At 50.2% G+C, this 13,299-nt stretch carries 15 protein-coding genes and 1 other annotated feature; of the genes, 6 read left to right on the forward strand and 9 right to left on the reverse strand.

What is annotated here, in order from left to right; translation table 11 throughout:
* Positions 1-37: 37 nt before the first annotated feature.
* Both yfiH and rluD read right to left on the reverse strand, forming a co-directional pair.
* Positions 38-772, reverse strand: coding sequence for a purine nucleoside phosphorylase YfiH (gene yfiH / locus AB3G37_RS20405; RefSeq protein WP_369788933.1), 735 nt, complete (start codon positions 770-772; stop codon positions 38-40).
* A complete protein-coding gene (gene rluD, locus AB3G37_RS20410; protein WP_369788934.1) occupies positions 772-1,749 on the reverse strand; it encodes a 23S rRNA pseudouridine(1911/1915/1917) synthase RluD in 978 nt (325 codons plus the stop codon). Before rluD ends, yfiH begins: the two co-directional genes overlap by 1 nt.
* 129 nt (positions 1,750-1,878) lie before the next feature.
* Between rluD and bamD the strand changes: the two genes are divergently transcribed.
* The 4 genes from bamD (at position 1,879) to pheA (ending at position 4,682) form a co-directional block, all read left to right on the forward strand.
* The gene (gene bamD, locus AB3G37_RS20415; protein WP_009639216.1) at positions 1,879-2,610 is read left to right on the forward strand and encodes an outer membrane protein assembly factor BamD; all 732 of its coding nucleotides are present in this window, start codon (positions 1,879-1,881) and stop codon (positions 2,608-2,610) included.
* A gap of 243 nt (positions 2,611-2,853) precedes the next feature.
* Positions 2,854-3,192 (forward strand): ribosome-associated translation inhibitor RaiA, encoded by a 339-nt coding sequence (gene raiA, locus AB3G37_RS20420; protein WP_009639217.1) that lies wholly within the window; start codon positions 2,854-2,856, stop codon positions 3,190-3,192.
* Positions 3,193-3,331: 139 nt separating this feature from the next.
* Positions 3,332-3,454, forward strand: a sequence feature (Phe leader region).
* The gene (locus tag AB3G37_RS20425; protein ID WP_193791627.1) at positions 3,333-3,380 is read left to right on the forward strand and encodes a hypothetical protein; all 48 of its coding nucleotides are present in this window, start codon (positions 3,333-3,335) and stop codon (positions 3,378-3,380) included. Its footprint overlaps the feature before it by 48 nt.
* A 70-nt stretch (positions 3,455-3,524) precedes the next feature.
* Positions 3,525-4,682 (forward strand): bifunctional chorismate mutase/prephenate dehydratase, encoded by a 1,158-nt coding sequence (pheA, locus tag AB3G37_RS20430; RefSeq protein ID WP_009639218.1) that lies wholly within the window; start codon positions 3,525-3,527, stop codon positions 4,680-4,682.
* 72 nt (positions 4,683-4,754) lie between these two features.
* Here pheA and tyrA read toward each other — a convergent pair whose 3' ends face one another.
* From tyrA to ffh, 7 genes are all read right to left on the reverse strand, one after another.
* On the reverse strand, positions 4,755-5,876 hold the full coding sequence (gene tyrA / locus AB3G37_RS20435) for a bifunctional chorismate mutase/prephenate dehydrogenase (RefSeq protein WP_009639219.1): 1,122 nt from the start codon (positions 5,874-5,876) through the stop codon (positions 4,755-4,757).
* A 7-nt stretch (positions 5,877-5,883) separates the two neighbouring features.
* Positions 5,884-6,960, reverse strand: a complete 1,077-nt coding sequence (locus AB3G37_RS20440) for a 3-deoxy-7-phosphoheptulonate synthase (protein ID WP_009639220.1) — start codon at positions 6,958-6,960, stop codon at positions 5,884-5,886.
* A 339-nt stretch (positions 6,961-7,299) separates the two neighbouring features.
* Positions 7,300-7,662, reverse strand: coding sequence for a 50S ribosomal protein L19 (rplS, locus tag AB3G37_RS20445; RefSeq protein ID WP_009639221.1), 363 nt, complete (start codon positions 7,660-7,662; stop codon positions 7,300-7,302).
* A 77-nt stretch (positions 7,663-7,739) separates the two neighbouring features.
* A complete protein-coding gene (gene trmD, locus AB3G37_RS20450; protein WP_009639222.1) occupies positions 7,740-8,483 on the reverse strand; it encodes a tRNA (guanosine(37)-N1)-methyltransferase TrmD in 744 nt (247 codons plus the stop codon).
* Between the two features lie 66 nt (positions 8,484-8,549).
* On the reverse strand, positions 8,550-9,098 hold the full coding sequence (rimM, locus tag AB3G37_RS20455; protein ID WP_009639223.1) for a ribosome maturation factor RimM: 549 nt from the start codon (positions 9,096-9,098) through the stop codon (positions 8,550-8,552).
* A gap of 18 nt (positions 9,099-9,116) precedes the next feature.
* Positions 9,117-9,365: a 30S ribosomal protein S16 gene (gene rpsP, locus AB3G37_RS20460; protein WP_009639224.1), complete on the reverse strand. Its 249-nt coding sequence runs from the start codon at positions 9,363-9,365 to the stop codon at positions 9,117-9,119.
* Positions 9,366-9,546: 181 nt separating this feature from the next.
* On the reverse strand, positions 9,547-10,908 hold the full coding sequence (ffh, locus tag AB3G37_RS20465) for a signal recognition particle protein (protein ID WP_009639226.1): 1,362 nt from the start codon (positions 10,906-10,908) through the stop codon (positions 9,547-9,549).
* 179 nt (positions 10,909-11,087) lie between these two features.
* Between ffh and AB3G37_RS20470 the strand changes: the two genes are divergently transcribed.
* Together AB3G37_RS20470 and AB3G37_RS20475 are read left to right on the forward strand one after the other, a co-directional pair.
* The gene (locus AB3G37_RS20470) at positions 11,088-11,879 is read left to right on the forward strand and encodes an inner membrane protein YpjD (protein ID WP_009639227.1); all 792 of its coding nucleotides are present in this window, start codon (positions 11,088-11,090) and stop codon (positions 11,877-11,879) included.
* 84 nt (positions 11,880-11,963) lie between these two features.
* Positions 11,964-13,250: an HlyC/CorC family transporter gene (locus AB3G37_RS20475; protein ID WP_009639228.1), complete on the forward strand. Its 1,287-nt coding sequence runs from the start codon at positions 11,964-11,966 to the stop codon at positions 13,248-13,250.
* Positions 13,251-13,299 lie beyond the last annotated feature (49 nt).

Consider the following 13,299-nt stretch of genomic DNA (forward strand, 5'->3'; position numbering starts at 1 on the left):
AACGTCATGCTTTTCTGGATCGCCTTGATTTATTAGGTTATCTCAGCCAAATCAAACTTGCCAGACGTCCGGTAATACCATCGCGTCGATAAGAGAAGAAATGAGAGGATTCGCCAACGGTGCAGCGATCGCCGCCAAAGATTAGTGAGACACCTGCAGCCTGTAACCTCAGGCGAGCCAACTGATAGATATCAGCTAGATATTTTTCACCAAAAGGCGTGAAGGCCGAAGCCGCAAGAGGATCGGAAGCCATAAACGCTTCTTTGACCTCGCCGCCCACTTCAAACTGCTGTGGGCCAATCGCCGGACCGAACCAGGCCATGAGATGCTCGGGTTTGGCGCGAAATGCCGAAATAGTGTTTTCGAGCACGCCTGCGTTAAGCCCCCGCCATCCGGCATGCGCCGCGGCAACTTCATCCCCTTCCCTGCTGCAAAACAGTACCGGCAGACAATCTGCGCTCATTGCCGCACAAACTACGCCCGGTTCATCGGTATAGGCCGCGTCAGCACGAATGTTTTGATGAGGAGTTTGTCGAGTCAGGCGAGCCACGTCGGTGCCGTGAACCTGTTCAAGCCAATGGGGCGCTGCAGGCAACGAGGCGAGTTCAATCAGACGTTGGCGGTTAATTGCCACATGTTCGGGGACGTCGGAAACGTGAGAGCCAAGATTCAATGACGCGTAAGGCGGCAAACTCACACCGCCCTGTCGCGTCGTTGAACAGGACCGCACCGAATCTGGCTGCGGCCACTGGGGAAAGATCAATGCAGGCATTACCAATGCATCTGGTCCTTGAACTCTTCGGTATCGGCTTTTAGTGCACTGATCAGATCAACCATATCCTGTGGCAATGGCGCGTGCCACTCCATCTGGATACCTGTAACCGGGTGGAATAGACGCAGCATAGTCGCGTGCAGCGCCTGGCGGTCAAAGGTACGCAACTGCTGGATAAAGTTATCGGATGCGCCTTTCGGCGGGCGAGGACGGCCACCGTAAAGCTGATCGCCGACCAGAGGATGGTCAATGTGCGCCATGTGTACACGGATCTGGTGAGTACGGCCAGTTTCCAGGCGCAAACGCAAACGCGTGTGTGCCCGGAAATGCTCCATAATGCGGTAGTGCGTGGTGGCCGGTTTGCCCATCGGGTGGACTGCCATGTGCGTGCGCTTGGTGCTGTGGCGGGAGATAGGTTGATTCACCGTTCCCCCTGCTGTCATGTTACCAATCGCCACGGCCTCATATTCGCGGGTAATTTCGCGACGTTGCAAAGCATCAACCAAGTGAGTTTGTGCCGGCACGGTTTTCGCTACGACCATCAGGCCAGTAGTATCTTTGTCCAGACGATGAACGATACCGCAACGAGGGACATCAATTATCTCGGGATAGTAGTGCAGCAAAGCATTAAGCACGGTACCATCTGGATTACCGGCACCAGGGTGTACAACCAGATCGCGCGGTTTGTTAATGACTAAAATATCGCTATCTTCATAAACGATTTCAAGCGCAATGTCCTGAGGCAGCCAGCGAGCTTCCTCTTCAATTTGTGCATTGATTGCGATAATCTCGCCACCCAACACTTTTTCTTTAGGTTTCGAGACAGTTTTGCCATTAACTGTGACCCTTTCTTCAAGAATCCAATCTTTTATTCGAGATCTTGAATAATCAGGGAACAATTCGGCCAAAGCCTGATCTAACCGTTGACCGAGTTGTGTTTCGGCAACCGTCGCCGTGAGTTCTACTTGTTGTGCCATATGGTGCTCTTGGGTAACCTTGGGTTTTCACGGCGATGCCGTTTAAAATAATGTGCTATTGTAGCTGGTCTTTGTCGGGAGCTTAACGGACAGTCTCCCAGAATAACACCTGAGGATAATCAAAACGTCATGACGCGTGTGAAATATCTGGTGGCAGCAGCCACGTTGAGTCTGGCGCTGGTAGGTTGCTCCAGTACCAAAGAAGCGGTCCCCGATAACCCGCCAAACGTCCTTTACGCGACCGCCCAGCAGAAATTGCAGGACGGTAACTTCAAAGGTGCGATTGCGCAACTGGAAGCGTTGGATAACCGCTATCCGTTTGGGCCGTACTCACAGCAAGTGCAGCTGGATCTGATTTATGCTTATTACAAGTCGCCAGATTTGCCACTTGCCCAAGCCTCTATCGATCGCTTCATGCGTTTGAATCCAACTCATCCAAACATCGACTACGTCATATACATGCGTGGCCTGACAGATATGGCGTTGGATGAAAATGCACTGCAAGGATTCTTTGGTGTCGATCGCTCAGACCGTGATCCGCAGCATGCTATCGCTGCGTTCCGCGATTTTAGCCAGCTGCTCCATTCATATCCAAACAGTCAGTATGCAGCAGATGCCAACAAGCGTCTGGTGTTCCTGAAAGACCGTTTGTCTAAATATGAATTGTCAGTGGTGCAATACTACACTAAACGTCAGGCTTACGTCGCCGTTGTTAATCGTGTTGAGCAAATGATGAAGAATTATCCGGATACTAAAGCAACGCGTGATGCGCTGCCGCTGATGGAAAATGCTTACAGAGAATTGCAATTGAATACCGAAGCAGACAAGGTTGCTAAAGTCATCGCGCAGAATCCTGCCTGATAATTTTTCCCCTGTGTGTTTAAAACGGTGGCCGCGGCTGCCGTTTTTTTTTGCATTTATCTCTTTGATAATGCGGCAATCTGCCAGCGTCTTCAACCCCCTTTCACCACATAACTTACCGAAATCACAATTTAGTTGTTATTGACAAAAAGTGACAAAAAAGTGTGATTAAGATCACACATTTTGTCGCCAAGGACGGTATGCTGGTTCTACCCAGACGGAAAGACAAAGAGGGAAGTTAATATGATCGTAAACATTACCAGCAAGCAAATGGACATCACTACTGCGATTCGGGAACACGTCGAAGACCGTCTAAAAAAACTGGAAAAGTGGCAGACTCAGTTAATTAATCCACACATCGTTCTTTCTAAAGAACCACAGGGTTTTGTTGCAGATGCGACAATTGGCACCGCCAATGGCCCTCTGGTTGCCAGCGCATCACACGACGACATGTATGCCGCGGTGAATGAGCTGATTGCAAAACTCGAGCGCCAACTGAACAAGGTTCAGCATAAAGGCGAAGCACGCAGAGCTGAAAGTTGTGTCAAAGACATCAACTTGCTGCCATTAGAGGAGGAATAGCTCTCTACGCTCGACCGGGTCACGGCCCTGCAATGAAACCAACGCGCTCACACGAGCGCGTTTTTTTTAAATCTTATTGACAGCATTTAAAGCCAGAGGGTACCTTAAAGGCTTACAACCTATAGAGTCGCCAGCAGCAGATGAGCATCAAACCGTTTTTCTTCGCATTCTTTTTTACCTTCCCCTGACTGGGAGGCGTTTCGTCGTATAAGAAAGAATGCGAAGACGAACAAAAAGCCTCCCACCGGGAGGCTTTTTTTTTATATGTTTTGAGACAGGTAAAACTGAAGCGCTAATCGCCTTCAGACCAGACAATTAAAAAGGCATAACCGATGAGTGAAAACCCGTTACTGGATCTGCGTGAGCGCATCAGCGCCCTCGACGTCAAGCTGCTGGCGTTGCTGGCCGAGAGACGCGGCATGGCAATTGAAGTTGCCCAGGCTAAAATGCATACCCACCGCCCTATTCGTGATATTGAACGCGAACGCGAACTGCTTAACCGACTGATTATTGAGGGAAAGCAGCACGATCTCGATGGCCATTACATCACTCGCGTATTTCAGTTGATCATTGAAGATTCGGTGCTGACCCAACAGGCGTTGCTGCAACAACATTTGAACAACACAGCTTCCGGCTCCGCGCGTATCGCATTTCTTGGTCCAAAAGGCTCTTACTCTCATCTGGCTGCCCGCCAATACGCCGCTCGTCATTTCGACCAGTTTATCGAATGCGGTTGCCTGAAATTTCAGGACATCTTTACCCAAGTCGAAACCGGCCAGGCGGAATATGCCGTTTTGCCAATTGAAAATACCAGCTCAGGTTCTATCAATGACGTTTACGACTTGCTGCAACACACCAGCCTATCTATCGTCGGCGAGCTAACTAACGTTATAGATCACTGCGTGCTGGTATCTGCCGACACCGACCTGTCGAAAATTGAAACCGTTTATAGCCATCCTCAGCCTTTTCAGCAGTGTAGCCAGTTTATTAATCGCTTCCCACACTGGAAAATTGAATACTGCGAGAGTACCGCAGCAGCAATGGAAAAAGTGGCCGCGGCTAAATCACCTCACGTTGCGGCGCTGGGCAGTGAAGCCGGTGGCGCTTTGTATGGCTTGCAAGTGCTTGAGCATAACCTGGCTAACCAGAAGCAGAACATCACCCGCTTTATCGTGCTGGCGCGCAAATCTATCGATGTGACGGAGCAAGTTCCGGCAAAAACCACACTAATTATGGCCACCGGACAACAGTCGGGCGCGCTGGTTGATGCTTTGATGGTGTTCCGCGAACAAGGGATCATCATGACTAAGCTGGAATCACGCCCAATCAACGGTAACCCGTGGGAAGAGATGTTTTATGTCGATGTGCAGGCCAATCTGCGTTCCGAAGCCATGGAAAAAGCACTACGTAATCTGAGTCCAATTACCCGCTCGCTCAAGGTACTGGGCTGCTATCCGAGTGAAAACGTGGTCGCGGTCAACCCAGAATAATCTTTGAAAAATTAAAAGCAAAAAGGCCAGACGTTTAATCGCCTGGCCTTTTTATTTATCACATGCGGAGCATTAACGACGAATATCGTTGGCCTGACGCAGCAATGAACCGCTCTCTTTCAAGAAACGCGGCGCATAATCGCCAAACCAGTCTTCAACCTTACGGAATTTCTCGATAAATGCCTGCTTGTCGCCAGTTTCCAGCAGTGCCAGCGCATCACCAAAACGCTGATAGTAGCGTTTAATCAACGAGATATTATTCTCTGATGACATAATAATGTCTGCGTAAAGCTGAGGGTCCTGCGCAAATAGCCGCCCTACCATTGCGAGTTCTAATCGGTAAATTGGCGAAGACAGCGCTAGCAGTTGCTCAATCTCGACATTCTCTTCCGACAAATGCAGGCCATAGGCAAAAGTTGCAAAGTGGCGTAATGCCTGCACGAATGCCATATTTTGATCGTGTTCAACGGCGCTGATTTTATGCAGTCTCGCGCCCCAAACCTGTAGCTGCTCAAGTAGCCATTGGTAAGCTTCTGGTTCGCGTCCATCACAGTAGACCACCACCTGTTTAGCCAGACTGGTGACATCAGGTCCAAACATCGGGTGCAGTCCAACGACTGGACCTTCGTGCGCAGCAAGCATCGCCTGCAACGGCTTATTCTTGATCGAGGCCAAATCAACCAGAATACAATCGCCCGGCAGTTTCGGCAGGCGCGCAATGACCTTTTCAGTTAAATGAATGGGAACGCTGACAATCACCATCCCCGCATCGGCGAGTAAGCTTTCAGCCTGCGGCCAGTCTTCCTGTTCCAGAATTTTCACCTGATAACCGGAAAGTTCGAGCATGCGGTTAAACAGACGCCCCATTTGCCCTTTGCCACCAACGATAACCACAGGGCGCAGCGCAGGATTAAGCGTTTTAAAACCTTTATCATTTTCACTGGAATAAGATTCGCGCATCACGCGGCGCAAAACGTCTTCAATCAGGTCGGCCGGAACGCCAAGATTAACCGCCTCCTGGCGACGAGAAGCCAGCATCGCAGCCTCACGCTCGGGCACATAAATCGGCAAGCCATAGCGGCTCTTAACTTCACCGACTTCTGCAACCAGATGCAAGCGTCTAGCTAAAAGATCCAATAGCGCCTTATCGACTTCATCTATCTGGTCACGCAATGCGTTTAGTTCGGCCACCATAAAACGTTTATTCTCCTGAAATTCTTGCTGCCAGCGAATCACCCAGTTCCTGATGCATTTTACGCAACAGGGTTTGCGTGGTTTCCCAGTTAATGCAGGCATCGGTCACTGATACGCCGTAACGCATCTCGGCACGCGGTTGCTCTGAAGATTGATTGCCTTCATTAAGATGGCTCTCCAACATCAACCCGGTAATTGAACGATTTCCGGCTTTAATCTGGCTGATGGCCGATTCGGCAACCAGCGGCTGGCGGCGATAGTCTTTGTTTGAATTGCCATGGCTGCAATCTATCATCAAGGACGGGCGGAGTCCCGCATCCTGCATCTGTTTTTCACAGTCTTGCACATCTTCGGCGCTGTAGTTTGGTGTTTTACCGCCGCGCAGGATCACGTGACCGTCTGGATTCCCTTGCGTCTGCAACAGACAAACCTGACCGGCCTGATTAATGCCCACAAAACGGTGCGGCATTGCGGCTGCACGCATGGCATTGATTGCGGTACCCAGGCTACCGTCAGTGCCATTCTTAAAGCCCACCGGCATCGACAGGCCCGAGGCCATCTCGCGGTGCGTTTGTGATTCGGTAGTTCGCGCACCAATAGCGGACCAGCTGAACAGATCGCCCAGGTACTGCGGGCTATTCGGATCCAGCGCTTCTGTCGCGATTGGCAGGCCCATGCTCACCAGTTGCAGCAAAAGATTACGCGCGATGTGTAAACCGGCTTCGACGTCGAAGGTGCCATCCATGTGCGGATCGTTGATTAGCCCTTTCCATCCCACGGTAGTGCGCGGTTTCTCGAAGTAAACGCGCATTACGATGTACAAGCGATCGCTGAGTTCTTCAGAAAGGGTTTTCAAATGACGTGCGTAATCTATTGCGGCATCAAGGTCGTGAACGGAGCACGGACCACAAACTATCAGCAGGCGTGGATCGCGACCATGGATGATGTTGGCGATAGTCTGGCGTGACTGCTCGATGCTGGTTTGGTTTTCCACACTTAATGGAAACTTGTTTTTCAGCTCTTCCGGCGTGATGAGTATTTCTTCTGCGCTGATGTGCACGTTGTTCAAGGCGTCTTTTTGCATGATGGATATCCACGAGAAATTTAAATTTTTTGCTGTTGTGCAGCACTGCGGTCAAAGATAACACAGCCTGTAAACTTTTCAAACATCAGGTGTAAACTTTAAATTACCAACAAGCCAAAAATACGCGACAAAGTTTACAGCAGGGCGAAAAACTCAAAAAACCATATAAAACAGCACCAAAATAGCAATAAAACCCATTTATCGGACTTGAATTTAATTTCAACCACACACTGCGTGTAAATAAATCATTACACATCACTACCTCATCCTCAACTTTATGCTTTTCAGGCAAAAAAAAACGGCCCGCTAGGCGGGCCGTTTATATAACACTTGAGAATATTATCGTGCGTTAACGCGGTTAAGACGCTCTTTGATACGCGCTGATTTACCGGTACGTTCACGCAGGTAGTACAGTTTCGCTTGACGAACTTCACCACGACGTTTAACAGTGATGCTGTCAATTACAGGTGAGTGAGTCTGGAATACACGCTCAACACCTTCGCCGTTGGAAATTTTACGAACAGTGAATGCAGAATGCAGACCGCGGTTACGGATAGCGATAACCACGCCCTCGAATGCCTGCAGACGCTTCTTGCTTCCTTCAACAACCCATACTTTCACTTCGACCGAGTCACCCGGACGGAATGAAGGTACGTCTTGCTTCATCTGCTCTTGTTCAATTTGCTTAATGATATTGCTCATAATATATCTCTTACCCTAGGTAAACTGATAATCGAGAGAATCCTGAGCCAGGCTCAAATATTCTCTTATTAGTTTTGTTAACTGATGCGATGTTCCCGTTGGAACTCTTTCAGTAACACCTGTTGCTCGTCAGTCAGAGCTAGGTTTTCCAGAAGTTCAGGTCTTCTAAGCCAGGTACGACCCAACGACTGCTTCAAACGCCAGCGACGTATTTCTGCATGGTTTCCCGACAGTAAAACCGGCGGTACTTCCATGCCCTCCAACACTTCAGGACGGGTATAATGGGGACAATCCAGCAATCCATCGGCGAAAGAATCTTCTTCTGCCGAAGCATGATGACCCAGAACGCCCGGTATAAAACGGGACACTGAATCAATCAACGTCATAGCTGGCAACTCCCCACCGCTAAGTACGTAATCGCCAATTGACCATTCTTCATCAATTTCGGTTTTGATTACGCGCTCGTCGATCCCTTCATAGCGACCACATACCAGAACAATTTTCTGGTAAGCCGCCAGTTCGCAAACGCCTTGCTGGTCAAGTTTGCGTCCTTGTGGTGAAAGATAAATCACTTTCACGCCTTCGCCTGCCGCTGCTTTAGCTGTATGAATCGCTTCCCGCAAAGGTTGCACCATCATAAGCATTCCCGGTCCGCCGCCGTAAGGGCGTTCGTCCACGGTACGATGCCGATCGTAGGCGAAGTCACGAGGACTCCAGCACTCTACGCTCAGCAGGCCATTCTTAACTGCCCGGCCAGTTACCCCGTAATCGGTGATTGCGCGGAACATCTCGGGGAAAAGGCTAACTATACCAATCCACATAGCCTAATCCTCATAACGCTGTTCCACTCATCCCTCGGATATCTAAACGAATAGACATTACGGAGGTCAAAAACCAGGATCCCAATCTACTTCGATAATACGAGTAGTGAGATCGACTTTCTTGATAACCTGCCCATCGAGGAACGGAATCAACCGCTCCTTGATGCCAAATGCATCTTTCAGGTTTGCTTTAACTACCATGACGTCGTTAGAACCGGTTTCCATCATATCGATGACTTTACCCAGTTCGTATCCGTTGGAGGCTACTACCTGGCAACCGAACAGGTCTTTCCAGTAGTAATCACCATCGCCGAGGTCTGGCAGCTGGCTTGAATCTACAACAATCTCGCGATTAGTCAGAAGATTAGCCGCATCCCGATCTTCAACGCCTTTGACTTTGATGATCAGGTCCTGATTGTGGCGCTTCCAGCTTTCCAGCTCTACAGCTTGCCACTTACCTGCCTGCTGGATAAACCACGGCTGGTATTCGAAAATGCTTTCAGCGTCTTCGGTGGATGAAAACACTCTGAGCCAACCGCGAATACCGTAAGTTGAGCCCATTTTACCGAGAACTATCGGTTCTTCAGGCGTCACTGGATTGAGTTGCTTGCTCATTGTCACCACCGCGACGGATTAAGCTGCTTTCTTAGCGTCTTTGATCAGCGTAGCAACGCGATCAGAAACGGTTGCACCCAGATCTTGCCAGTGAGCAATACGATCCAGGTCCAGACGCAGTGCTTCAGCCTGGCCAGAAGCCAATGGGTTGAAGAAGCCTACGCGCTCGATGAAGCGACCATCACGAGCATTGCGGCTGTCGGTCACTACTACTTGATAGAACGGACGCTTTTTTGCGCCGCCACGTGCCAAACGAATTGTTACCATAACATCCTCTTTAGTGAATAAAACAACCAGACCCCATCGGGGAACGGGGTCTGGTTGCTATATAAAAAGCCCGAAAATTTTACTCATTTTGGCGCAAAAAGCAATCGAAAGCGTAGATAAGCTCAAACTACTTTTGGCCAGCGGCTAATTCGCGGTACTTATTATCATGTTGAACAGCGTCTTAACGGCCAGGGAAACCTGGTGGCATCATACCTTTCATGCCACGCAGCATTTTAGCCATGCCGCCGTTCTTCATTTTTTTCATCATGCGCTGCATGTCGTCAAACTGCTTGAGCAGTCGGTTGACGTCTTGCACCTGCATTCCGGCACCCAGCGCGATACGGCGCTTGCGGGAACCCTTGATGATTTCAGGCTTGGCGCGCTCTTTGATAGTCATCGAGTTGATGATTGCTTCCATGCGCACCAGAACTTTGTCGTCCATCTGAGACTTGACGTTGTCAGGCAGTTGACCCATGCCCGGTAGCTTGCCCATCATGCTCGCCATACCGCCCATATTACGCATCTGCTTGAGCTGATCGAGGAAGTCGGTGAGGTCAAAACCGTCGCCCTTCTTCATCTTGTTGGCCAGCTTCTCGGCCTGTGCGCGGTCTACCTTGCTTTCGATATCTTCAATCAGGGAAAGCACGTCGCCCATCCCCAGAATACGTGAAGCCACGCGGTCCGGATGGAAAGGCTCAAGAGCATCGATTTTTTCACCCATGCCCAGGAATTTAATAGGTTTGCCCGTGATATGACGAATAGACAATGCCGCACCACCGCGCGCATCGCCGTCTACTTTTGTCAGAATCACACCGGTTAGCGGCAGCGCTTCGTTAAAGGCTTTTGCAGTATTGGCCGCATCCTGACCGGTCATGGCATCGACTACAAACAGCGTTTCAACCGGCTTGATAGCCGCGTGAACCTGCTTGATTTCGTCCATCATCGCTTCGTCAACGTGCAAACGGCCGGCGGTATCCACCAGCAGCACATCAAAGAACTTCAGTTTCGCGTGCTGCAACGCAGCGTTAACGATATCAATAGGCTTCTGGCTGGCATCGGAGGCGAAAAACTCAACCCCAACCTGCTCGGCCAAGGTTTCCAGCTGTTTAATCGCCGCAGGACGGTAAACGTCGGCAGAGACGACCAAAACTTTTTTCTTGCGTTTTTCTCGCAGGAATTTCGCAAGCTTGGCAACGCTGGTGGTTTTACCCGCACCCTGCAAACCGGCCATTAACACCACTGCTGGCGGTTGCGCGGCAAGGTTAAGCTCGGAATTCGCCTCGCCCATCGCTGTAACCAGCTCTTTCTGGACGATTTTTATGAATTCTTGACCCGGTGTAAGGCTCTTGTTGACTTCAGTGCCAACCGACGCTTCTTTCACACGGTTGATGAAGTCGCGCACTACCGGCAGGGCAACGTCAGCCTCCAGCAACGCCATGCGAACTTCACGCAGGGTTTCTTTTACATTTTCTTCGGTCAGCCGCCCACGGCCGCTGATATTGCGCAGTGTGCGCGACAATCGATCGGTTAAATTATCAAACATCGTCTCTTGCTCAACGTAATGACAGGCCGCCTTTGCGACACAATTGCGGGATTATAACACGAGATGTCCGCACAATCTCTGCCCGATATATAAAGGTAAAATCAGGAGAGTTGTTGGAGCACGACGCAGGGGACGCTATACTGGCTTTCTCATTCATTTTTCAACGCAAATGACACAATATGCCAGCTTTCGCTCTTGTCGCCATGATCGCCTATTTGTTAAGCCTTTCATTGATCATTCCCAGCCTGATCCGCAAGAATGGCACCTATCGGCGCATTGCGTTACTTTCAGCTGTGGTTGCTCTGGTTTGCCACGCGATAACCCTTGAGCAACGGGTGTTTGACGTCAGTACCGGGCAAAATCTCAGTCTGGTCAATATTGGTTCGATAGTCAGCCTGATCATTTGTACCGTGATGACCATTGTCGCATCGCGCAGCCGCGGCTGGTTTATTTTGCCGATCGTTTACTGCTTTGCATTAATCAATCTGGCACTGGTTGCCTTTTTGCCGGGCGAGTTCATCACCCATCTTGAAGCCAGCAAAGGGCTGTTGGTACACATAGGTCTGGCGCTGTTTTCTTATGCGACACTTATCATCGCGGCACTTTATGCCTTGCAATTGGCCTGGCTTGATTACCAGCTGAAAAACAAAAAACTGTCTTTCTCTGCGGATATGCCTCCTTTGATGAGCATCGAACGCAAGCTGTTCCACATTACTCAGGGCGGCGTTATCTTGCTTACCCTGACGCTTTGTACCGGCCTGCTGTACATGGAAAACCTGTTCAGCCGTGAAAATATCGACAAAGCCGTGTTATCAATTCTAGCCTGGCTGGTTTATATCGTTCTGCTGTGGGGACACTACCACGAAGGCTGGCGCGGTCGCCGCGTGGTGTGGTTTAGCATGGCAGGTGCCATCTTGCTGACCCTGGCTTATTTTGGCAGCCGTCTGATCCAGCAATTCACGACGCATTAATCTCAAGAATCGGTATCCTCTGCACTCGTGGGTTGATACCGTTATTCACCAAAGCAGCATTTTTAATCTATAAGGAATTACCCGTTGGAGCACGTCTCTACAACTACCCTCATTATCATCCTGGTTGTCATGGTGGTAGTTTCCGGCTATTTTTCGGCCTCCGAAACCGGAATGATGACCCTCAACCGCTATCGTTTGCGCCATCTCGCCAAGCAGGGCAATCGCGCAGCACGCCGCGTGGAGAAGCTGCTCAAGCGTCCCGATCAGCTAATCAGCCTGGTGCTGATTGGCAATAATCTGGTTAACATTCTTGCCTCTGCGCTTGCAACTATCGTGGGCATGCGCCTTTATGGCGATGCAGGTGTGGCGATCGCTACCGGTATCCTGACCTTTGTGGTTCTGCTGTTCGCCGAAGTGTTGCCTAAAACCTATGCTGCGCTCCACCCTGAGCGCGTGGCTTTTCCCAGCAGCGTGCTGTTGCGCCCGTTACAAACCATCATGATGCCGCTGGTGTGGCTGCTTAACAGCCTGTCGAAGATCCTGATGCGCATGTTTGGTATCCAAACCAACGTCGGTATCAGCGACGCGGTGAGCAAAGAAGAGCTGCGCACGATTGTTAACGAGTCACGCTCGCAGATTTCCCGTCGCAATCAGGACATGCTGCTGTCTGTACTGGATCTCGAAAAAGTCTCCGTTGATGACATCATGGTGCCGCGTAATGAAATCGTTGGTATCGATATCAACGATGACTGGAAATCGATTATTCGTCAGCTGACTCACTCCCCGCATGGCCGCATCGTGCTTTATCGGAGTTCGCTCGATGATGCGATTGGCATGCTGCGACTGCGCGAGGCCTATCGCCTGATGACGGAAAAGCGTGAGTTCACCAAAGAGAATCTGCTGCGCGCTGCCGACGAGATTTACTATATTCCGGAAGGTACGCCGCTGAATATTCAGTTGGTAAAGTTCCAGCGTAACAAGAAGAAAGTCGGGATTGTGGTCGATGAATACGGCGATATTCAGGGCTTGGTAACGGTTGAAGACATTCTTGAAGAGATCGTCGGGGACTTTACAACCTCGATGTCTCCTACGCTTGCAGAAGAAGTCACGCCGCAGAGCGACGGTACCGTGCTGATTGAAGGCAGCGCCAACGTGCGCGAACTTAACAAGGCCTTCAACTGGAACCTCCCTACCGACGGACCGCGCACAATTAACGGCATGCTGCTTGAAGTGCTGGAAGACATTCCGAAGATTGGCGTTAGCCTGCGCATTGAAAGCTACGAGGTCGAGATACTCGACGTGCAGGACAACATGATCAAACAGGTTAAAGTCAGGCCGTTGAAAACGTTGCGTAGCAATAAAGATCATTAAAAGGCCAGGATAGGTAACTGCCTATCCAAGACCAACGGCCAATAAAAAA

The organism is Rouxiella sp. WC2420 (assembly GCF_041200025.1).
GTDB lineage: Bacteria > Pseudomonadota > Gammaproteobacteria > Enterobacterales > Enterobacteriaceae > Rouxiella.

What these genes read in the sequence shown, in the direction of transcription:
- trmD (WP_009639222.1), bottom strand. Translation starts at nt 8,483, where the DNA reads ATGTGGATTGGTATAGTTAGCCTTTTCCCCGAGATGTTCCGCGCAATC.
- pheA (WP_009639218.1), top strand. Translation starts at nt 3,525, where the DNA reads ATGAGTGAAAACCCGTTACTGGATCTGCGTGAGCGCATCAGCGCCCTC.
- raiA (WP_009639217.1), top strand. Translation starts at nt 2,854, where the DNA reads ATGATCGTAAACATTACCAGCAAGCAAATGGACATCACTACTGCGATT.
- rimM (WP_009639223.1), bottom strand. Translation starts at nt 9,098, where the DNA reads ATGAGCAAGCAACTCAATCCAGTGACGCCTGAAGAACCGATAGTTCTC.
- rpsP (WP_009639224.1), bottom strand. Translation starts at nt 9,365, where the DNA reads ATGGTAACAATTCGTTTGGCACGTGGCGGCGCAAAAAAGCGTCCGTTC.
- rplS (WP_009639221.1), bottom strand. Translation starts at nt 7,662, where the DNA reads ATGAGCAATATCATTAAGCAAATTGAACAAGAGCAGATGAAGCAAGAC.
- tyrA (WP_009639219.1), bottom strand. Translation starts at nt 5,876, where the DNA reads ATGGTGGCCGAACTAAACGCATTGCGTGACCAGATAGATGAAGTCGAT.
- ffh (WP_009639226.1), bottom strand. Translation starts at nt 10,908, where the DNA reads ATGTTTGATAATTTAACCGATCGATTGTCGCGCACACTGCGCAATATC.
- AB3G37_RS20470 (WP_009639227.1), top strand. Translation starts at nt 11,088, where the DNA reads ATGCCAGCTTTCGCTCTTGTCGCCATGATCGCCTATTTGTTAAGCCTT.
- yfiH (WP_369788933.1), bottom strand. Translation starts at nt 772, where the DNA reads ATGCCTGCATTGATCTTTCCCCAGTGGCCGCAGCCAGATTCGGTGCGG.
- AB3G37_RS20440 (WP_009639220.1), bottom strand. Translation starts at nt 6,960, where the DNA reads ATGCAAAAAGACGCCTTGAACAACGTGCACATCAGCGCAGAAGAAATA.
- rluD (WP_369788934.1), bottom strand. Translation starts at nt 1,749, where the DNA reads ATGGCACAACAAGTAGAACTCACGGCGACGGTTGCCGAAACACAACTC.
- bamD (WP_009639216.1), top strand. Translation starts at nt 1,879, where the DNA reads ATGACGCGTGTGAAATATCTGGTGGCAGCAGCCACGTTGAGTCTGGCG.